22 protein-coding genes are annotated in these 18,639 nt (G+C 68.5%); 14 read left to right on the top strand and 8 right to left on the bottom strand.

All coding sequences use genetic code 11. The features are described 5' to 3' along the window. Nucleotides 1–26: 26 nt before the first annotated feature. From leuC to ABUA37_RS11595, 5 genes are all read left to right on the top strand, one after another. Complete coding sequence (gene leuC / locus ABUA37_RS11615) at nucleotides 27–1,481, top strand: 3-isopropylmalate dehydratase large subunit (protein ID WP_349899371.1); 1,455 nt, start codon at nucleotides 27–29, stop codon at nucleotides 1,479–1,481. Then, nucleotides 1,481–2,092: a 3-isopropylmalate dehydratase small subunit gene (leuD, locus tag ABUA37_RS11610; RefSeq protein WP_349899370.1), complete on the top strand. Its 612-nt coding sequence runs from the start codon at nucleotides 1,481–1,483 to the stop codon at nucleotides 2,090–2,092. Before leuC ends, leuD begins: the two co-directional genes overlap by 1 nt. After that, nucleotides 2,092–3,459 (top strand): UDP-N-acetylglucosamine 1-carboxyvinyltransferase, encoded by a 1,368-nt coding sequence (gene murA / locus ABUA37_RS11605; protein WP_349899369.1) that lies wholly within the window; start codon nucleotides 2,092–2,094, stop codon nucleotides 3,457–3,459. The genes leuD and murA overlap by 1 nt, the downstream gene beginning before the upstream one ends. A 115-nt stretch (nucleotides 3,460–3,574) precedes the next feature. Continuing rightward, nucleotides 3,575–4,246 carry a lysophospholipid acyltransferase family protein gene (locus ABUA37_RS11600; RefSeq protein ID WP_349899864.1) on the top strand — a complete coding sequence of 224 codons (672 nt, stop codon included), beginning with the start codon at nucleotides 3,575–3,577 and terminating at the stop codon, nucleotides 4,244–4,246. 8 nt (nucleotides 4,247–4,254) lie between these two features. Continuing rightward, the gene (locus ABUA37_RS11595) at nucleotides 4,255–5,292 is read left to right on the top strand and encodes an NAD(P)H-dependent glycerol-3-phosphate dehydrogenase (RefSeq protein ID WP_407075380.1); all 1,038 of its coding nucleotides are present in this window, start codon (nucleotides 4,255–4,257) and stop codon (nucleotides 5,290–5,292) included. 7 nt (nucleotides 5,293–5,299) lie between these two features. Here the strand turns inward: ABUA37_RS11595 and ABUA37_RS11590 are convergent, their stop codons facing one another. Continuing rightward, on the bottom strand, nucleotides 5,300–5,830 hold the full coding sequence (locus ABUA37_RS11590; RefSeq protein WP_349899368.1) for a DUF3515 domain-containing protein: 531 nt from the start codon (nucleotides 5,828–5,830) through the stop codon (nucleotides 5,300–5,302). 24 nt (nucleotides 5,831–5,854) lie between these two features. On the opposite strand from ABUA37_RS11590, the gene thiL reads away from it, so the two are divergent. After that, nucleotides 5,855–6,847: a thiamine-phosphate kinase gene (gene thiL, locus ABUA37_RS11585; RefSeq protein ID WP_349899367.1), complete on the top strand. Its 993-nt coding sequence runs from the start codon at nucleotides 5,855–5,857 to the stop codon at nucleotides 6,845–6,847. Nucleotides 6,848–6,853: 6 nt separating this feature from the next. Here the strand turns inward: thiL and ABUA37_RS11580 are convergent, their stop codons facing one another. After that, nucleotides 6,854–7,420 (bottom strand): RsmD family RNA methyltransferase, encoded by a 567-nt coding sequence (locus ABUA37_RS11580; RefSeq protein ID WP_349899366.1) that lies wholly within the window; start codon nucleotides 7,418–7,420, stop codon nucleotides 6,854–6,856. Nucleotides 7,421–7,572: 152 nt separating this feature from the next. On the opposite strand from ABUA37_RS11580, the gene ABUA37_RS11575 reads away from it, so the two are divergent. The 5 genes from ABUA37_RS11575 to ABUA37_RS11555 all read left to right on the top strand — a co-directional run bounded on the left by ABUA37_RS11575 (nucleotide 7,573) and on the right by ABUA37_RS11555 (nucleotide 12,480). Next, nucleotides 7,573–9,780 carry an ATP-dependent DNA helicase RecG gene (locus tag ABUA37_RS11575; protein WP_349899365.1) on the top strand — a complete coding sequence of 736 codons (2,208 nt, stop codon included), beginning with the start codon at nucleotides 7,573–7,575 and terminating at the stop codon, nucleotides 9,778–9,780. A 52-nt stretch (nucleotides 9,781–9,832) separates the two neighbouring features. Further along, nucleotides 9,833–10,324 carry a pantetheine-phosphate adenylyltransferase gene (gene coaD, locus ABUA37_RS11570; RefSeq protein ID WP_349899364.1) on the top strand — a complete coding sequence of 164 codons (492 nt, stop codon included), beginning with the start codon at nucleotides 9,833–9,835 and terminating at the stop codon, nucleotides 10,322–10,324. 65 nt (nucleotides 10,325–10,389) lie between these two features. Beyond that, nucleotides 10,390–11,409, top strand: coding sequence for a glucose-6-phosphate dehydrogenase (coenzyme-F420) (gene fgd, locus ABUA37_RS11565; RefSeq protein ID WP_349899363.1), 1,020 nt, complete (start codon nucleotides 10,390–10,392; stop codon nucleotides 11,407–11,409). A 43-nt stretch (nucleotides 11,410–11,452) separates the two neighbouring features. After that, the gene (locus ABUA37_RS11560; protein WP_349899362.1) at nucleotides 11,453–11,860 is read left to right on the top strand and encodes a PLD nuclease N-terminal domain-containing protein; all 408 of its coding nucleotides are present in this window, start codon (nucleotides 11,453–11,455) and stop codon (nucleotides 11,858–11,860) included. A gap of 35 nt (nucleotides 11,861–11,895) precedes the next feature. Continuing rightward, nucleotides 11,896–12,480, top strand: a complete 585-nt coding sequence (locus tag ABUA37_RS11555) for a mismatch-specific DNA-glycosylase (RefSeq protein WP_349899361.1) — start codon at nucleotides 11,896–11,898, stop codon at nucleotides 12,478–12,480. Between the two features lie 105 nt (nucleotides 12,481–12,585). Here the strand turns inward: ABUA37_RS11555 and ABUA37_RS11550 are convergent, their stop codons facing one another. From ABUA37_RS11550 to ABUA37_RS11540, 3 genes are read right to left on the bottom strand one after another with little or no spacing between them, the layout of a single operon-like run. After that, nucleotides 12,586–13,338 carry an SDR family oxidoreductase gene (locus tag ABUA37_RS11550; RefSeq protein ID WP_349899360.1) on the bottom strand — a complete coding sequence of 251 codons (753 nt, stop codon included), beginning with the start codon at nucleotides 13,336–13,338 and terminating at the stop codon, nucleotides 12,586–12,588. Continuing rightward, on the bottom strand, nucleotides 13,335–13,766 hold the full coding sequence (locus ABUA37_RS11545) for a hypothetical protein (protein WP_349899359.1): 432 nt from the start codon (nucleotides 13,764–13,766) through the stop codon (nucleotides 13,335–13,337). The genes ABUA37_RS11550 and ABUA37_RS11545 overlap by 4 nt, the downstream gene beginning before the upstream one ends. 42 nt (nucleotides 13,767–13,808) lie before the next feature. Next, nucleotides 13,809–14,264: a hypothetical protein gene (locus tag ABUA37_RS11540; RefSeq protein WP_349899358.1), complete on the bottom strand. Its 456-nt coding sequence runs from the start codon at nucleotides 14,262–14,264 to the stop codon at nucleotides 13,809–13,811. Nucleotides 14,265–14,340: 76 nt separating this feature from the next. Between ABUA37_RS11540 and ABUA37_RS11535 the strand changes: the two genes are divergently transcribed. After that, on the top strand, nucleotides 14,341–15,360 hold the full coding sequence (locus ABUA37_RS11535) for a TIGR03557 family F420-dependent LLM class oxidoreductase (protein WP_349899357.1): 1,020 nt from the start codon (nucleotides 14,341–14,343) through the stop codon (nucleotides 15,358–15,360). Then, nucleotides 15,360–16,190, top strand: coding sequence for a coenzyme F420-0:L-glutamate ligase (cofE, locus tag ABUA37_RS11530; RefSeq protein WP_349899356.1), 831 nt, complete (start codon nucleotides 15,360–15,362; stop codon nucleotides 16,188–16,190). The genes ABUA37_RS11535 and cofE overlap by 1 nt, the downstream gene beginning before the upstream one ends. A gap of 3 nt (nucleotides 16,191–16,193) precedes the next feature. Here cofE and ABUA37_RS11525 read toward each other — a convergent pair whose 3' ends face one another. Further along, nucleotides 16,194–16,904: an MBL fold metallo-hydrolase gene (locus ABUA37_RS11525; protein WP_349899355.1), complete on the bottom strand. Its 711-nt coding sequence runs from the start codon at nucleotides 16,902–16,904 to the stop codon at nucleotides 16,194–16,196. An 82-nt stretch (nucleotides 16,905–16,986) separates the two neighbouring features. On the opposite strand from ABUA37_RS11525, the gene ABUA37_RS11520 reads away from it, so the two are divergent. After that, nucleotides 16,987–17,586 (top strand): TetR/AcrR family transcriptional regulator, encoded by a 600-nt coding sequence (locus tag ABUA37_RS11520; protein ID WP_349899354.1) that lies wholly within the window; start codon nucleotides 16,987–16,989, stop codon nucleotides 17,584–17,586. Between the two features lie 63 nt (nucleotides 17,587–17,649). On the opposite strand, the gene ABUA37_RS11515 is transcribed toward ABUA37_RS11520, so the two are convergent. Beyond that, nucleotides 17,650–17,913 (bottom strand): hypothetical protein, encoded by a 264-nt coding sequence (locus ABUA37_RS11515; RefSeq protein WP_349899353.1) that lies wholly within the window; start codon nucleotides 17,911–17,913, stop codon nucleotides 17,650–17,652. Between the two features lie 54 nt (nucleotides 17,914–17,967). Continuing rightward, entirely contained in the window at nucleotides 17,968–18,384 is a 417-nt protein-coding gene (locus ABUA37_RS11510) for an Hsp20/alpha crystallin family protein (RefSeq protein WP_349899352.1), read from the bottom strand. Between the last annotated feature and the right edge of the window lie 255 nt (nucleotides 18,385–18,639).

Below are 18,639 nucleotides of genomic sequence, written 5' to 3'. Positions count from 1 at the left end.
TGCCCGAAGTCGAGAGAGGACGTGTCATGGCGAAGACCCTGGCCGAAAAAGTCTGGGACGACCATCTGGTCGTCAAGGGTGCTGACGGCACCCCCGACCTTCTCTACATCGACCTTCACCTTGTGCACGAGGTCACCTCACCGCAGGCCTTCGACGGGCTTCGGATGGCCGGCCGGCCCGTTCGCCGCACCGACCTCACGATCGCCACGGAAGACCACAACACTCCCACCCTCGCGATCGACCGCCCGATCGCCGACGCGACGAGCCGCACCCAGATCGAGACCCTGCGCAAGAACTGCGCCGAGTTCGGCGTGCGCCTGCACCCGCTCGGCGACAAGGACCAGGGCATCGTGCACGTCGTCGGACCGCAGCTCGGACTCACGATGCCCGGCATCACCGTCGTCTGCGGCGACTCCCACACCTCAACCCACGGCGCGTTCGGCGCGATGGCCTTCGGCATCGGCACGAGCGAGGTCGAGCACGTGCTCGCCACCCAGACGCTGCCGCTCAAGCCGTTCAAGACCATGGCGATCACCGTCGAGGGCACGCTGCGCCCCGGCGTGACGGCCAAAGACATCATCCTCGCCGTGATCGCGAAGATCGGCACCGGCGGCGGACAGGGCTACGTGCTCGAATACCGCGGCAGCGCCATCCGCGCCCTCTCGATGGAGGGGCGCATGACGATCTGCAACATGTCGATCGAGGCGGGCGCGCGAGCCGGCATGGTCGCGCCCGACCAGACCACCTACGACTACCTCAAGGGTCGTGATCACGCCCCGCAGGGCGCCGACTGGGACGAGGCCGTCGCCTACTGGAACACCCTCGCCACCGACGATGACGCCGTGTTCGACGCCGAGGTCTTCCTCGACGCGAACGAGCTCGAGCCCTTCGTCACCTGGGGCACGAACCCCGGCCAGGGCGTCTCGCTGAGCGAGTCCGTGCCCGACCCGGCGAGCTACAGCGACCCTAACGACCGTGCAGCGGCCGAGCGTGCGCTCGAGTACATGGACATCGCCGCGGGCACCCCGATGAAGGAGATCGCGGTCGACGCGGTCTTCATGGGCTCCTGCACCAACTCGCGCATCGAAGACTTGCGCGCCTTCGCCTCGATCGTCAAGGGGCAGAAGAAGGCCGATGGCGTGCGCGTCATGGTCGTGCCGGGTTCGGCCCGGGTGCGCATCGAGGCCGAGGCCGAGGGGCTCGACAAGATCATTGAAGAGTTCGGGGCCGAGTGGCGCTTCGCCGGCTGCTCGATGTGTCTCGGCATGAACCCCGACCAGTTGGCTCCGGGCGAGCGCTGCGCCTCGACCTCCAACCGCAACTTCGAGGGACGGCAGGGCAAGGGTGGGCGCACCCATCTCGTGTCTCCTCTCGTGGCCGCGGCCACGGCCATCCGCGGCACGCTGAGTTCCCCCTGGGATCTCGGTCTCGACTCCGCAGACCCGGCGCCAGCCCAGGCCGTGAGCGAGGTGATCGCGTAATGGAGAAGATCTCCGTGGTCAGCGGCGTCGCCGTGCCGCTCAAGCGCTCGAATGTCGACACCGACCAGATCATCCCCGCGGTGTTCCTCAAGCGCGTCACCAAGACGGGCTTCGACGACGCCCTGTTCTATGCCTGGCGCCAGGACCCGGAATTCGTGCTCAACCGACCCGAGTTCCAGAACCCTCGTGTGCTCATCGCCGGCCCGGACTTCGGCACCGGTTCGAGCCGCGAGCACGCCGTCTGGGCGCTGCGCGACTACGGTTTCGCGGCCGTGCTGAGTCCGCGCTTCGGCGACATCTTCCGCGGCAACTCGGGCAAGCAGGGTCTGCTGACCGGGCAGATCACCGAGGCGGATGCCGAAGCGCTGTGGGCGAGGATCGAAGCGCAGCCGGGCATCGAGGCCTCGGTCGATCTGGAGGCGAAGACCGCATCCGTCGGCGAGCTGACTGTGCCATTCGACATCGACGACTACACCAGGTGGCGACTGCTCGAGGGCCTCGACGACATCGCGCTCACCCTGCGTGATGAGGCAAAAATCACGGAGTTTGAGAGCCGCAGGCAATCATGGCGGCCACGTACACTGCCTGTACGGCACGGCTCGGTCCAATAATGACCGCTCTGACCAGGGATGCCCAGAAGGCAGGGGAACGCGTGGCACTGACTTCAGACGAGATTCTCATCACCGGCGGAAACCCGCTTCGAGGGCGCATCGGCGTTCGCGGCGCGAAGAACCTCGCCACCAAGGCGATGGTGGCCGCGCTGCTCGGCGAGACGCCGAGCGTGCTGCGCGACGTGCCCGAGATCAGCGATGTCGATGTCGTGCGCGGGCTGCTCCAGGTCTACGGTGTCGAGGTCACCGATCTCGCGCCGGGCGAGTTGCGCTTCGACACGAGCAACGTGGAGCGGGCACATTTCGCCGAGATCGACGCGCACGCCGGCTCCAGCCGCATCCCGATCCTGTTCTGCGGCCCGCTGCTGCACCGCCTCGGCGAGGCGCGGATTCCGGACCTCGGGGGTTGCCGCATCGGCGACCGCCCCATCGACTTCCACCTCGACGCGCTTCGGGCCTTCGGAGCCGTGGTCGACAAGAGCTACGAGGGCATCTACATCACGGCACCGAACGGGCTGAAGGGCGCCGACATCGAGCTGCCCTACCCGAGCGTCGGCGCGACCGAGCAGGTGCTGCTCACCGCGGTTCGCGCCGAGGGCACGACCGAGCTCAAGAACGCGGCGATCGAGCCGGAGATCATGGATCTCATCGCCATCCTGCAGAAGATGGGCGCGATCATCTCGGTCGAGCCGAACCGCACGATCCTCATCGAGGGCGTCGACCGGCTCGAAGGCTATAAGCACCGGGCGCTGTTCGATCGCAATGAGGTCGCGAGCTGGGCATCCGCCGCGCTCGCCACCCGCGGTGACATCTTCGTCGAGGGTGCGCTGCAGTCCGAGCTCATGACCTTCCTGAATGTCTTCCGCAAGGTCGGTGGGGCGTTCGATGTCGAAGACGACGGCATCCGCTTCTACCACCCGGGCGGTGAGCTGAAGCCCGTCACGGTGGAGACGGATGTGCACCCCGGCTTCATGACGGACTGGCAGCAGCCGCTCATCGTGGCTCTCACCCAGGCCAATGGCGTCTCGATCGTGCACGAGACGGTGTACGAGAACCGCCTCGGCTTCACCGCCTCGCTCAACGAGATGGGCGCGAACATCGTCGTGCATCCGCACGGTCTTCCCGACACCCCCAGGCGGGTTCCCCGTCGTGACTTCGAGCAGGCCGCGGTCATCACCGGACCGACGCCGCTGCACGGTGCGGACGTGCTGGTTCCCGACCTGCGCGGCGGCTTCAGCTACCTGATCGCGGCCCTTGTCGCCGAGGGGCAGTCCACGGTGCGCAACGTCGGTCTCATCCGTCGCGGCTACGAACACATCATCGAAAAGCTCGAGGCGCTCGGCGCAGACTTCGTGTACGAGGGATAGCCGGCGAGTGACCGACGAACCCAAGCCCACGGCAGAGCAGCCGGGCGAGCATCCGAAGCCGAAGTCGGAAAAGACACCGGTCTTCCGCGTGCTCGCGGCACTCGTGCTGCCGTTCATGTATCTCATTGCGAGGTACCGCGTCGAAGATGGCGACAAGCTCCCGAAGCAGGGCGCGTTCATCCTGTCGCCCAATCACTACAGCGAGATCGACCCGGTGGTGGTCGGCATCTTCGTGTGGCGCCTCGGCCGTGCGCCGCGCTACCTTGCCAAGGCCTCCCTGTTCAAGGTTCCCGTGCTCGGCTGGTTCCTGCGCAAGTCCGGCCAGATCCCGGTCGAGCGGGCCGGCGCGGTGCGCGGGAGTGATCCGCTCGCCGCGGCCAAAAAGCTCGCCGAGAGCGGCCGCGCGGTGATCATCTACCCCGAGGGTTCGCTCACGCGCGATCCCGACCTTTGGCCCATGCGCGGCAAGTCCGGAGCGGTTCGGATGGCGCTGGAGGCCGGCGTGCCGCTCATCCCAATGGCGCACTGGGGCACGCAGGCCGTCATGCCGCGCTACGGCAAGCGCATCAGCGTCTTCCCGCCGAAGACCATCCACGCCAAGATCGGCGACCCGGTCGACCTCTCGGCGTTCGCCGGGCGCAAGATCGACAGCGCAACACTCAATGAGGCGACCGCGGTGCTGATGCGCGACATCGCCGCTCTGCTCGCGGACCTGCGCGGCGAGCCGGCACCCACGGTGCTGTGGGACCCCAGCCAGCACGACCAGTCTGAGATCGGACGCTTTTGAGCAACCTCATGACCATGCCGATCCCCGTGTCGGCCCCGGGGGTGCGGCGCGCCGCCGTGCTGGGCGCTGGCAGCTGGGGCACCACCTTCGCCAAGGTGCTCGCCGACGGCGGTTCGGATGTCGCGCTCTGGTCGCGGCGCGCGGAACTCGCCCGCGAGATCTCCCAGAGCAAACGCAACAGCGACTACCTCCCCGGCATCAATCTGCCGCGCAACCTCTGGTCGAGCGCGATGCTGCCCGACGTGCTCGACGCCGCCGAGATCGTCTTCCTCTCTGTGCCGAGCCAGTCGCTGCGCGAGAACCTGCGCATCGTGCGGGAGCTGATTCCGCGCGACGCCATCCTCGTGAGCCTCATGAAGGGCATCGAGCGCGGCACCGCACTCAGGATGACCGAGGTCATCGAGCAGGAGCTCCACATCGACCCCGAGCGCGTCGCCGTGATCTCCGGGCCGAACCTCGCCCTCGAGATCGCCAAGGAGCAGCCGACCGCTGCCGTCGTCTCCTCCGAGAGCATGGACACCGCGACCCGGGTGGCCATCGCCGCGACCAACCCCTACTTCCGCTCCTTCGTGAATACGGATGTCATCGGCACCGAGTTCGGTGGCGTGCTCAAGAACCTCATAGCTGTGGCTATCGGCATCGTCGACGGCGTCGGCTACGGCGAGAACACCAAGGCCTCGATCATCACCCGCGGGCTCGTGGAGATCACGGACTTCGCGGTCGCCTATGGCGGTCGTCCGGAGACGCTCGCCGGCCTCGCCGGCCTCGGCGACCTCATCGCCACCTGCGAGTCGCCCCTGTCGCGCAACAACACCGCGGGCCGACTGCTCGGGCAGGGCTACGGATTCGCGGACGTTGTCAGGCAGATGAACCAGACGGCGGAGGGGCTCGCATCCGTCGCGCCGGTGTTGGAACTTGCGGCGGCCAAGGGTGTCGCGATGCCGATCGTGTCGCAGGTGGGCGAGGTGCTCGCGGGCACGATGGACCCGCGCGACATCGCGCCGCACCTCACCACGGACGACGCCGACCCGCAGCCGGAGTCCTAGCGACCGATCATGGCGTCGGTGTCGGTGCGGGAACCACCTCGGACTCGCCTCCGAGGCCGCTGCCCAGCACGCTCTCGCACTTGTGCTTGGATGACTGCTTGATGAAGCTGATGGCGTTCGAGAGCTGATCGAGCACGATGGTGCCCTGGCCGTTGGTGAGGTTCGAGTCGACGACGACCTGCACGGCCGGCGTGCGACCGTAGGTGGTGAAGGTGTAGACCGGCTTCTTCGTATCGTCGACGACCCAGTCGATGCCCTTGACCGTGGCGCACTGCGAGCTCGTGGGCCCGGGGGGCGTCACGCCGCAGCGCAGGATGACCGCAGCCGGATCGCCCCAGGCGCCCGTCGCCTGCGCATCCGTGTCTCGCAGCGACTGGTCGGCCACGGAACCGGGCAGGTGCACGATCACGTCCGCACACTTCGGATTGGTGGCGTCGGCCGCCGGCTTGAGTGCTACGGTGGGCGCGCACGCGCTGAGGGCGAGGAGCAGTGGCAGCGCCGCGGCAGCCATCGCGGCGCGGACGAGTCTCGGGTTCATTGCTTTCAGGCTAGCGTTTGATGCATGACGGATGCTGAAGGGCCGGGTTCCAGGGGCGCCGATACGCTCGGGGCGATAGGGGAGTCGGCGACGCTGGGCCGCATCTTTCCCCGGCTGCCGGATGCGGCATCCGCCCTGCTCGGACCGGGTGACGACGCTGCCGTGGTGGCCGCGCCCGACGGACGGTTCGTCGTGACGACAGACATGATGATCCACGGCCCCGACTTTCGACTCGCGTGGTCGACACCGCACGACCTCGGCTGGAAGGCCGCGGCCTCCAACCTCTCGGATGTCGCGGCGATGGGTGCCGTGCCGACCGCCCTCGTGGTCGCGATCGCCGCCCCCGCCGACTCGCCGGTCTCGCTGCTCGAGGGGATCGCCGACGGCTTTCGGGATGCCTGCGCCGAGCTCGCGCTGGGCTGCGGCATCGTCGGTGGTGACCTCTCGGTATCACCGACGCTGACGATCGCGGTGACGGCGTTCGGCGACCTCGAGGGTCGGGATGCGGTGCTGCGCTCCGGCGCCCGGCCGGGCGATGTCGTCGCGGTCTCGGGCGTGCTCGGCGAGGCGGCTTTCGCTCTGCGGCTGCTCTTTCAGTACGCGACGGATGCGGCGGGCGAGCCGTCCGCGTCGCTCGCGGCCGGGCTGCGTGACCAGACCGAGGCGCAACTGGCCCCGCGCCCACCGATCGCGGACGGGGTCGCCGCCGCGCTCGCGGGAGCGACCGCCATGCTCGACCTTAGCGACGGACTCGCGCTCGATGCCGCACGGCTCGCGCGCGCCAGCGGCGTCGGTCTCGACTTCAAGAGTGTGCTGCTCGGCGCCTCGCCCGAGCTCGCTCTCGACGGCGGTGAAGACCACTCGCTGCTCGCAACCTTCCCGCCCGACGCGTCGTTCCCCGGCGGGTTTCGTGCGGTGGGCGTGGTGGTCGACGGCGCCGGGATCAGCCTCGACGGCGAACCCTACGCGCCGGGCGGCTGGGACCCGTACACCGGCTGGGACGGGGGCCGCGGCTAGCTCCGCTCAGGAGCGGCGCGCCCACCACAGAGTGGTGTCGCCATAATCCTTGCGGCGGTCGAGCTCGATGCCGTCGGGCCAGCCGGGTTCTGCGGAACGGCTGCTGCGTTCGACCAGGACCACCGCATCCGGTGCCAGCCGCGGCGCCAGCGCCTCGAGGTTGCGTCGCAACTGGGTGTCATCGAGCTCGTAGGGCGGGTCGAGGAGCGCGATGGTCCACTCGGTGCTCGCCGCATCGAGAAAGGACTGCACCGACTGGGCCACGACCGCGATCCTTGGCCCCATGCCCGCTGGCGCGCTGCGGCCGACGAGTCTCGCGTTCTCGCGGGCCGCGCGCACGGCGGGCTGGCCGTTGTCGACGAGCGTGACGCTCGCGGCGCCGCGGGATGCCGCCTCGAGCCCCAGCGCACCAGAACCCGCGTAGAGGTCGACCACGCTCGCGCCGGCGAGGAGATCGCGCGACTCGAGCGCCGAGAAGATGGCTTCGCGCACGCGATCGCTCGTGGGACGCGTGCCGGAACGCGGCACCGCGAGCGTGAGCGAACCGGCGAATCCGGCGATTATGCGTGTCATCGCGCTCAACGCTACCGGCTGCACTCGCCCCGCTCTTTCGGAAACTCAGGACTTTGGCCGTGGCTGTGGCGACGGGGGCGCGATTCGACGCGCAACGGCGACCGTTGTCCTGAATTTCCGACAGGGTGGGCGGTCGCCGGTAGCCTCGGAGGGTGACCTCGCCTCTCGACGCCAAGCTGTCCACAGCGCTCGGAGCGCGCACGGCCGCGGCGTTCCAGAAGGGGCTCGGGCTCGTCACCGTCGGCGATCTGCTCAGTCACTATCCGCGGCGGTACGCGCGCCGTGGCGAGCTGACCGCGCTCAGCGAGTTGCAGCTCGAGTCGAGCGTCACGATCGTGGCCGAGGTGCTCGCGGTGCAGGAGCGCCCGATGCGTGCCAAGCGCGGCTCGATCCTCGAGGTGCGGATCAGCGACGGCAGGGGCATCCTCACCCTCACCTTCTTCAACCAGGCCTGGCGCCGCAGCGAACTCGTGCCGGGCGCTCGCGGCATCTTCGCGGGCAAGGTCGGCGACTACAAGGGCACCAGGCAGCTCGCACACCCCGATTACGAGCTGTTCGAACCAGACGCGGACCGCAGCGATGACGAGGCTCGGGCATGGGCGGAGATGCCGATTCCCCTGTACCCGGCCACCGCCTCCGTCGCTTCGTGGCAACTGCAGAAGGCGATCGGCGTGGTGCTCGACACGCTGCCCGTTCTCGACGACCCGGTTCCGGATGCCGTGCGCGCCTCCCGCAAGCTGATGAGCTATTCCAAGGCGGTCGAGTTAATTCACCGCCCGCAGAAGGACTCCGACTGGGGCGCGGCGCGCAAGGCACTGCGCTTTCAGGAGGCGTTCGTGCTGCAGTCCGCGCTGCTGCAACAGCGGCAGCTGCTTCGCGAGAGCGAGGCGACGCCGCGGGTCGGAGGAGCGCTGCTGCACGGATTCGACGCGGCGCTGCCCTTCGACCTCACCGGCGACCAGTCGCGGGTGGGCGAGGAGATCACCGCCGACCTCGAGTCCAACGCGCCGATGAACCGTCTCGTGCAGGGCGAGGTCGGCTCGGGCAAGACCCTCGTCGCGCTGCGGGCGATGCTCGCGGTGGCGCAGTCCGGCGGGCAGTCCGCGCTGCTCGCCCCGACGGAGGTGCTCGCGGGACAGCACCTGCGGTCGATCGTGAAGACTCTGGGGCCGGATCTCGCCGCCCGACTGCGACCGACCCTGCTCACCGGGCAACTCTCGACCGCCGAGCGCAAGAAGGCGCTGCTCGCCGCGGTGTCCGGTGGTGCGAGCATCATTGTCGGCACCCACGCACTGCTGTCGGATGCCGTCGGCTTCTTCGACCTCGGATTGGTCGTCGTCGACGAGCAGCATCGTTTCGGCGTCGAGCAGCGGGAGACCCTGCGCCGCAAGGGCTCGACCCCGCCGCACGTGCTCGTGCTCACCGCGACGCCGATCCCGCGCACGGTGGCGATGACCGTCTTCGGCGACCTCGACATCTCGACGATCGCCGAGTTGCCGGCCGGTCGACAGGGCATCGAGACCTTCGTCGTGCCGCTGGCCGAGAAGCCGGGCTGGGTCAGCCGGGTCTGGGAGCGGCTCGCAGAGGAACTCGCTCGCGGGCGTCAGGGTTTCGTCGTCGCGCCCGCGATCGACCCGGCGGACCCGGGGGTAGAGTTGGACGATGGCCAAGTCGCGGAGTCGGCCGAGGCGCCCGCGGCGCGCAAGACGTCCGGGGCCGCTGGACAGGTTGCGATCGGTCACGCTGCGACCGCGAACGTCACCGAGCTGCTGGCCGAGTTGCGCGCGAACCCGCTGCTGGCATCCGCCCGCATCGAGGCGCTGCACGGCAGGCTGCCGAGCGAGCAGAAGGATGCGCTCATGCGCGCCTTCGCCGCTGGCGAGATCGACGTGCTCGTCGCGACCACGGTGATCGAGGTGGGCGTCGACGTGCCGAACGCCTCGGCGATGGTGGTGATGGATGCCGACCGCTTCGGCGTCTCGCAGTTGCACCAGCTGCGTGGCCGGGTCGGTCGCGGTGGCGTGCCCGGACTCTGCCTGCTCGTCACCGCAGCTGAGCCCGAGTCGCTCGCGCGCGAGCGGGTGGAGGCCGTGGCGTCGACGCTCGACGGCTTCGAGCTCGCGCAGAAGGACCTCGAGCTGCGTCAGGAGGGCGACGTGCTCGGCAGTACCCAGTCCGGCGGGAGGTCGTCGCTGCGGTTGCTGCGCGTCGCGAAAGACGGCGAGCTCATCACCGAGGCCCGGGAACTCGCCCAGCAGGTGCTGGCGGACGATCCGACGCTGGGGCGGCATCCGGCACTGCGGGAGGCGCTCGATCGCCGCCTCGACGAGACCTCGCGCGACTTCCTCGCCAAGAACTGACGCGACCGGCCACGTTCAGGAAGCGACCCCACCCACCGGATAGGCTGGACGCATGAACAGGATCGCGGTCGTTCCTGGGTCGTTCGACCCGGTCACTCTGGGTCACCTCGATGTCATCGAGCGAGCTTCGGGCATCTTTGACGAACTGCACGTGCTCGTCGTGCACAACCCCGACAAGACCGCCCTGCTCCCCGTTGCGCAGCGGGTCTCACTCATCGAGAAGTCGATCGCCGAGGCGAAGCTGTCCGGCAACATCCACGTCACCTCCTGGAGCGTCGGCCTACTCGTCGACTACTGCACGGATGTCGGCGCGCACGTTCTCGTCAAGGGCGTGCGCTCGCAGATCGACGTGGCCTACGAGACGCCGATGGCGATCGTGAACCGCGACCTTGCGGGCGTCGAGACCGTCTTCGTGCTCACCGACCCGGCCCACGCGCACGTCTCGAGCAGCTTGGTGCGGCAGGTCGCCGCACTCGGCGGCGACGTGAGCCCCTACGTTCCGCGCGCGGTGGCCGAGTTCCTACAGACTCCTAGCCGGTCGTAGTGGTTCCCTGAGCCTGTCGAACGGCGCGCCCGACGCGCCGACGCTGCGAGTGCGAGGATAGACACATGCTCCCCCTGAAGCTCGGCTACAAGGCATCCGCAGAACAGTTTGACCCGCGTGAGCTCGTGGAGATCGCGGTGGCGGCCGAGGCGCACGGCATGGAGAGCGTCGCCGTCAGCGACCACTTCCAGCCGTGGCGGCACGAGGGCGGCCACGCACCGTTCTCGCTCGCCTGGATGGCGGCGGTGGGGGAGCGCACGAGCACCGTGCAGATCGGCACCTCGGTGATGACGCCGACATTCCGCTACAACCCGGCCGTGATCGCCCAGGCTTTCGCGACCATGGGGTGCCTGTACCCCGGGCGCATCATGCTCGGGGTCGGATCCGGCGAGGCGCTCAACGAGATCGCGACCGGATTCCGCGGTGCGGGCGAGCAGGACTGGCCCGAGTTCAAGGAGCGCTTCGCCCGGCTGCGCGAGTCGGTGAAGCTCATGCGCCAGCTCTGGACGGAGGATCGCGTCGACTTCCAGGGCGAGTACTACTCCACGCACGGCGCATCCATCTACGATCGCCCGGACGTACCGGTTCCGGTATACATCGCCGCCGGCGGCCCGATGGTCGCCAGATACGCGGGACGCGCGGGAGACGGCTTCATCTGCACCTCGGGCAAGGGCATGGAGCTCTACACCGAGCAGCTCATCCCCTCCGTGCAGGAGGGTGCCGAGAAGGCGGGCCGCGACGCCAACGAGATCGACCGCATGATCGAGATCAAGCTCAGCTACGACACCTCCTACGAGACCGCGCTCGAGAACACCCGCTTTTGGGCACCGCTCGCCCTTAGCAAGGAACAGAAGCACGACATCCACGATCCGATCGAGATGGAACAGGCGGCGGATGCGCTGCCGATCGAGCAGATCGCCTCGCGCTTCATCGTCGGCTCAGATCCAGACGCGGTGGTGGCGGACGTGAAGAAGTACGTCGACGCGGGCCTCAACCACCTCGTGTTCCATGCACCCGGACTCGACCAGCGCCGCTTTCTCGAACTCTTCGAGCGCGACCTCGCTCCTCGGCTTCGAGCGCTCTAGAGGTCCGCCGCCACGCTCGTCATCCGCCCCAAGTGTCCCTAGGATGCTGCTCATGTACCTCGTGCTGCCGCTGCTGACGCTCATCGTGCTGGTCGGCGCGCTCGTGGACATCATCACCGCGGAGGAGTGGCGCATCAAGCACCTGCCGAAGGTGTTCTGGATCATCATCGTCATCCTGATGCCGCTCGTGGGTTCCATCCTGTGGTTCGCGGTCGGCCGCGACTACGCGCGCCCCGTGACTCCGACCGCATCGACCGATGCACGACGACAGGCGGACGCCCCCGCCGCTCCACTCGAAGCGGTGACGCCGGGGAGCTTCGGCGTGCGCAATACGGAGGCGGAGTTGGCGGCACTCGACCGTGAGATCGCCTCGTACGAGAAGGCCGAGCGCATCCGCCAACTCGAGGCCGAGCTGCGCGCCCGCCGCGAGCAAAAGGGCCTCGAGGGCTGAACGTGCACCCACCGTCGCGCGGGTACAGTGCGAATGTGGGTTTCACGAGTGCCGAACTGGATGCGTTCAAGGGCGTCGGGCTGCCCGACCTGGTCGGTCCTGACGTCCGTCTGCTGCTCGTCGGCATCAACCCCGGCCTTCAGACCGCGGCGGTGCAGGCGCACTTCGGCAGGCGCGGCAATCGCTTCTATCCCGCCCTCTACCACGCGGGAATCGTCGACCGGCTGATCGACGCCTCCGCGGGCTTTGATCCGGATGATCGCGCTCACCTCCTCGCGCGCGGCCTAGGCATCACGAGCCTGGTGTCTGGTGCGACGAGGCGCGCGGACGAGCTGGATGCCGGGCAGTTGCGCGCGGGCGCCGCGAACCTTACGACCCGGGTGGCGGAGTTGCGACCCGCGGCGGTCGCGATGCTTGGCATCACGGCGTATCGCGTCGCGTTCGATCGCAAGAGGGCCGTCGTGGGGCTGCAGCCGGAGCCGATCGCGGGCGCCGAACTCTGGGTGTTGCCGAACCCGAGTGGATTGAACGCCCACGCCACGCTCGCGGGGCTCGCCGCCGCTTACCGTGAGGCGGCGGTATCGGCGGGCATTCCGGTGCTCGATCCGCCGACGGTCTGAGCGGCTGAGTCGACATCTGTGCGACTCGGCGACGGATTGCGGCACATGGTGGGTCGACTCGCGCACTCACCCGCCGTCTGCCGCAATCGGAGAGGGCGGAGTGACCTAAGAGGTTCGTGGCAGGTTCTGGAGCCACTCCGCATAGGTCTGGGTGCCGAGTGTCGCGCCCGGTCCGGCCAGGCGTGAACCGTCGCGAAGGCCTCGCATCATCTCGCCGGGCGCCCGAAGCGGAATGACCGCGCGTCGGGTGCCCGTCGCCCTGAGGTAGCCGCGCGCCATCTCGACGAGGCTCTCCTCTCGCGGTCCGGCGAGGTCGGCGGCGCGCCCGAACTGCTTGCTCTCAGCGAGGTGCACGAGCGATGCCGCAACCTCGGATGCCGCAACGGGCTGCAGACGCCCCACCGGCATCAGGGCGAACGGTCCGAAGCTCGCGCGGCCGAGCAGTTGCGACGCGAACTCGTGAAACTGGGTGGCGCGCAGGATCGTCCACGCGACGGGGCCGTTCATGACCACGCGCTCCTGCTCGACCTTGCCCGCGTAGTACCCGGAGCGAAAGCCGTCGATGCCGACGATGGACAGCGCGATGTGGTGCGGAACGCCGGCCGCCTTCTCGGCCGCGAGCAGCGTGGCGCTGCTCGTGCCGAAGAAGCTGACGGCCGCGGAGGTGGAGGCGGCGGCGGCGCTCGCGACGTCGATGACGGCATCCGCGCCCTGGAGGGCCTGCGCGAGTCCCGCACCGGTGACGATGTCCACTCCGGTCGCGCGCGACATCCGCACGACCTCGTGGCCGGCCTTCTCTGCCGCTGCGCTGACGTGCTTTCCTACGGTTCCGGTGGTTCCGGCTATGGCCAGTTTCATGCGGTCTTCTTTCTGATGGACGTTGGGCGGTACAGAGGTGGTAGTAACAGCAATACTCCGAGAAGGAGGCTCGTGCCAAGACTGATGAGCTCGCCCGCGACATCCGCCGGGCTGAGCGCGGAGAGGTGCGTGGCGTGATAGCTGAAGTGCAGCACTCCGAAGACGGTCCACGCCAGCCCAACGGCACGGCTTGCTGCCTGCTCACTCGAGAATGTGGCCCAGATGGTGGCCGCCGCGATCGCGAGGTAGAGGCCGCCGACATCCCGGATCAGGTGCTCATTGAACGCTCCGTCGACGGCGACCCAGATGAATCCGAATCCGGGGAACTCGGTGTAGAAACTCGCCGGGAAAGCGGCCGCCCACACGCCGACGAAGGCGCCGAGCGCCGCGGTGATCACGAGCACGATGCGGCGAAGGAGGAGGTTCATACAGATCAGGACGATGCAGCTGGGGCGAGGGATGACACCTGCCTACCAGGGCGGTCGACCGACGGCGACCGCCGTGAGCAGGATAGAGACGACGAGAGCGATGACCGAGGCCCCTGCGCCCGCCACGGGGATCCACCAGGCAGGACGTGCGCGTCGGTGACGCACCACGATCACCACGACGGTGAGCACAAATATGAGTGCACCCGCCACCGGCACCATCGCGAAGGCAAATCCGCCGAGGGTGAAGTTGCACCGGAGCTGCGGGTCACTGCAGCTATCGAAGTTGAATTGGTTCAACAGCGCGAGAAAGCTCACCATCGCACTGAAAACAAGTTGGGCCAGCGTCAGGAGGCCGGCTGCCCACATGTCGAAGGTGCGGCCGGTGCGACCGAGGGCGCGAGGTTCGCGGACCGCGCGCTCACGAGGAACAGCAGCCGCGGCGCCGAGCGGCTCGTCCATCGAATCGTGGGTGTTGTCCAAACGCCGTAGTTCGTCCACGGGTTGAGAGTACCTCGAACGAGGCGATCTTCCGGCAGCGGATGGCACCCCGTCCGCAGCACGACAGAATGGATGCATGCCCGCACACCCGCACGTCGGCGCCCCGCACATCGGCTACGGCGCCGCGCTGGAGCAGTTTCACCCCACCGAGATCCTCGAGTTGAGCGCGCACGCCGAGGCCAACGGGTTCAGCGGCGTCATGGCGGCCGACCGCTTTCAGCCGTGGGTGCCCAGACAGGGGCAGGCGAGCTTCGTCTGGAACGTGCTCGGTGCCCTCGGGCAGACCACCGCGGGAGACCTCGGAACCGGGATGACCGTGCCCACCTTTCGCTGGCATCCGGCCATGATCGCGCAGGCGAGCGCGAGTCTCGCTGCCATGTATCCCGGGCGGCCCTGGCTCGGCATCGGTTCCGGTGAGGCGATCGACGAGCATGTCACCGGCAGCTACTGGCCCGAGACAGCGGAGCGCATCAACCGGATGTTCGAGGCCGTCGAGGTGATCCACAAGCTGTTCGCCGCGTCCCACGCCGGTCGCGACGTGAAGCACAGCGGGCAGTACTTCAAGCTCGAGGCGACGCGACTCTGGACGATGCCCGAGGTCGCGCCCGAGATCCTCGTCGCCACCTCGGGCCCTGTGACGGCAAAGCGGGCGGGCCGCACCGTGGATGGCCTGATCGTCGACGGCGCCCCGATCGAGAAGATCGCCGCGCTGTTCACGCGCTTCGACGAGGGTGCGCGGGAGGCCGGGAAGGGCAAGCGGGGAGGCACCAAGGTGCTACGGCTGCACTTGAGTTGGGCCGAGACCGACGAGCAGGCGATGGCGAACGCGCTCGCCGAATGGCCGAACGGTGGCATGCGGTTCCCTCGTTCCGACATCCGCTCGCCCTTCGAGTTCGAGCAGCTCGCGAGACTCGTGCGGCCCGAGGACTTCGAGGGGCGGATGCTCGTCTCGGCAGACCTCGACGCGCACCGGGCAAGCATTCAGCGCTATCTCGACCTCGGCTTCGACCGCGTCTACCTGCACAACGTCGGGCGCAACCAGCGCGAGTGGATCGACGCCTTCGGGCGCGACGTGCTGCCGAAGCTGGTGCGCTGATGGCCGCCGTGATGAGCGTGTGGGCGGTCGAGGGCATCCCGGAGATCGTGGCCAGCGACAACCTCGCCGAGATCATCGGCGACGCGCTCGAGGGAGGCACCGCGCTCGCCGACGGCGACATCCTTGTCGTCACCTCCAAGGTCGTCTCCAAGGCCGAGGGGCGCACGATTCGCGCCGCAGACCGCGAGGAGGCGATCACGGCGGAGACCGTGCGCGTCGTGGCCAGCCGCGAGCACCCCGGGGGAGTGACCCGCATTGTCGAGAACCGTCTCGGCGTCGTGGGTGCCGCCGCGGGAGTCGATTCCAGCAACACGCCCGAGGGCACCGTGCTGCTGCTCCCGGTGGACCCCGACGCCTCGGCCCGCGCGCTCGCCGCGGACCTGCGGGCCCGCTTCGACGTGACGGTCGGTATCATCGTCTCCGACACGCTCGGCAGGCCCTGGCGCGACGGGCAGACCGACGTGGCCATCGGCGCCGCCGGCATCCGCGTCTTCGACGAACTGCGAGGCAGCACGGATGCGCACGGCCGCGTCCTCCACGTCACGCTCCCGGCCGTGGCAGACGAACTCGCCGCCGCGACCGACCTCGTGAAGGGCAAGGCTGCCGCACTTCCGGTCGCGGTCGTGCGGGGACTCGGGCACCTCGTGGGCGACCTCGACCTGCCCGGGGCGCGCAGTATTGTCCGACCTCCCGAGAACGACATGTTCCGGCTCGGCACCGCCGAGGCGCGAGCCGAAGGCTACGCGGCAGGCTACGACGACGGCTATGCCGCCGGGTACGACGAGGGCAACGCCGAAGCGACCGAGGACGGGGGCACCGCCGAAGGCTGAGGGTCAGCGGGCGGAGAGCACCGCATCCACGGCGGCGTCGACCCCGCCCGACCATGGCGCTCCGTGACCGGGCAGCACCCACGTGGCGCCGGTCGCACGCAGCCGTTCGAGTGACTCGATCGCGCGCGCCGGGTCATCCGTGAAGGGCGCCGGCTGTGGGCCGCGAACACCCGTGAGCACGTTGCGCGTGGTGAGCGCATCGCCCACGAAGACAGCATCGACAGCGGGAACGTGCACCGCGATGCTGCCGGGGGAGTGCCCGGGCATCGAGATCACGCGTGGGCTGCCGGGGGCATCCAGAACCTGTCCGTCGCTGACCGTTTGCACCGCGCCGAGATAGCGCGTGCGCAAGCCACCCTTGGCGATCGTGTAGCCGAGGAATTGCACGATGGCGCCCGCGCGCATCCGGCCCCACTCCGGTTTCGTAGACTCCTCGCCGCGCGCTCGCGCCGCATCCGCCTCGTGCACGTAGACCGGCACGTGGTGCTCGCGACGCAACCGCTCGGCGAAGCCCACGTGATCGCTGTCGCCGTGGGTGAGAATGAGCGCCCGGATGTCGTCCGTCGTTCGTCCGATCGCCTTGAGTTCTCGAATCAGGTCGTTCCAGTGACCGCCGAGGCCCGCGTCGATGACGGTGATTCCCGCCTCATCGACCACGAGGTAGGCGGCGACGAGATCGTTGCCGATGCGATGCAGTCCGGGTGCAAGTTCCATGGTGTCTCTCCTGTCGATAGCTACGATACATAGCTATGATGGCTATGTGCAATAGTTATCGCGAAGAATGACGGAGGTTTCGATGCCGACACCGGAACGCACGAGCGCGGGGGAGATTCTGTCGGCGGCCCGCAGCATCCTCGAGGCCGACGGTCTCTCGGCTCTCACGATGGCCGCCGTCGCCGCCAGGGTCGGGATACGCGCGCCGTCACTGTACAAGCGGGTCGGCAGTCGAGACGAACTCGTCGGGCTCGTGGCGGAGGCGACGGTGCAGGATCTGGCCGAACTGCTCGACAGGGGCGCGGAAGACCTCAGCAACCCGGCGGAGACCGTCGCGACGCTGGCTCGCTCGCTGCGCGCCTTCGCGAGCGAGCGACCGGCCGCGTATCACCTCATCTTCGCGCCGGGACCGGGGGCCGCGCGCCCTCGGGTCGAGACGCTAACGCGAGCGACCGCCGTGCTCATCCGGGTGACCGAGCGCATGGTCGGGCCGGATGAGGCCCTTGAAGCCGCGCGCCTGCTCACCGCCTGGATCCACGGATTCGTGAGCATGGAGCTGAGGGGTGCGTTCAGGATGGGCGGCGACGTGGACCGCGCGTTCGACTATGGCCTCGCGCGCCTCGTTGCGTCCCTCGAACCGAGCGCCCTCGAGCCCAGCGCGCGTGATCGGCCGGCGGACTGAGACGGAGGCCGGCGGAACGTGCGAAAGGCGCGGGGCAGGCGATGCTGCCCCGCGCCTTTCGCTTCAGGCGCCAGCCACGAGCGGAGGCGACCGGGCCCAGAAGAAGGCGCTCGTCCGGTCGTCCCGGGGGTGCCGATAGTAGCTCGCACCGATCGCGGCGGCTGTCCGTTCGGGAAGACCGCGCCCCGGGGCGGGCGCCACCGCGGTGACGGTCAGCGATCGGGCGACATCGTCGAAGAGGGCGTCGACCACGATGGCCTCGGCCTCGCGAATGACCGCGACGGCATCCGGATCGCTTTCCGTCAGCGCTTCTGCCAAGAGGAACATAGGTGCTCCTTCACGTGATGGGCGGAGGGCACGATGGCCTCTCCGTCACGAGGGTCAGCTGGAGATCGACTGTCTCTCCGAGCGAGTACCCGTCGACACCTGGATCTTGCGCGGCCTCGCCCTTTCGCTGAGCGGGATGACCAGCGAGAGCACGCCGTTGTCGTAATCCGCGGTGATGTGCTCGGAATCGATGCCCTCACCCAGGTTGAACTGCCGCAGGTAGGAGCCGTGCGGTCGCTCCTGCGTCAGCCACTTCGCGCCCTCGCGCCCTTCCGGCGTGCGGTTGGCCCGGATGGTGAGTAACTGGCCGTCCACATCGATGTCGACCGAGCCGGGATCGATGCCCGGCATATCGGCGTTCAGCACGTAGCGGTCGCCATCGGAGTAGAGGTCGACAGGCATGAACTTCGGCCCCTGACGTGACCCGAAGAGTCGATCCAACTCGCTGAAAGGATCAAAAGACATAGCCATGATGAAGAGTCCCCTTTCTTGGATTGATGTACACGATGGCTGTTCTCGAGCCGCGGCCGAGGCCTTGACCCGAAAACACCAGCACTGTACCTCCGAGCAGCTCCGGATGGCTTAACGCCGGCTTAAAACTGGCTCACAAGATGCCGTGGCCCGCAGAACTTGGGCTCGTAGGGTCGCGGAACAATTCCACTGTGGTCGGCGTTTTCCATAGCGGCCCCGCTAGCATGCGAATGGGCCCGCGGGCGACCCGGCCCG

It is taken from the genome of Parafrigoribacterium soli (assembly GCF_040227235.1).
Classification (GTDB): domain Bacteria; phylum Actinomycetota; class Actinomycetes; order Actinomycetales; family Microbacteriaceae; genus Parafrigoribacterium_A; species Parafrigoribacterium_A soli.
The sequence above is the reverse complement of the archived record's forward strand: the minus strand, read 5'-3'. Positions and strand labels throughout refer to the sequence as shown.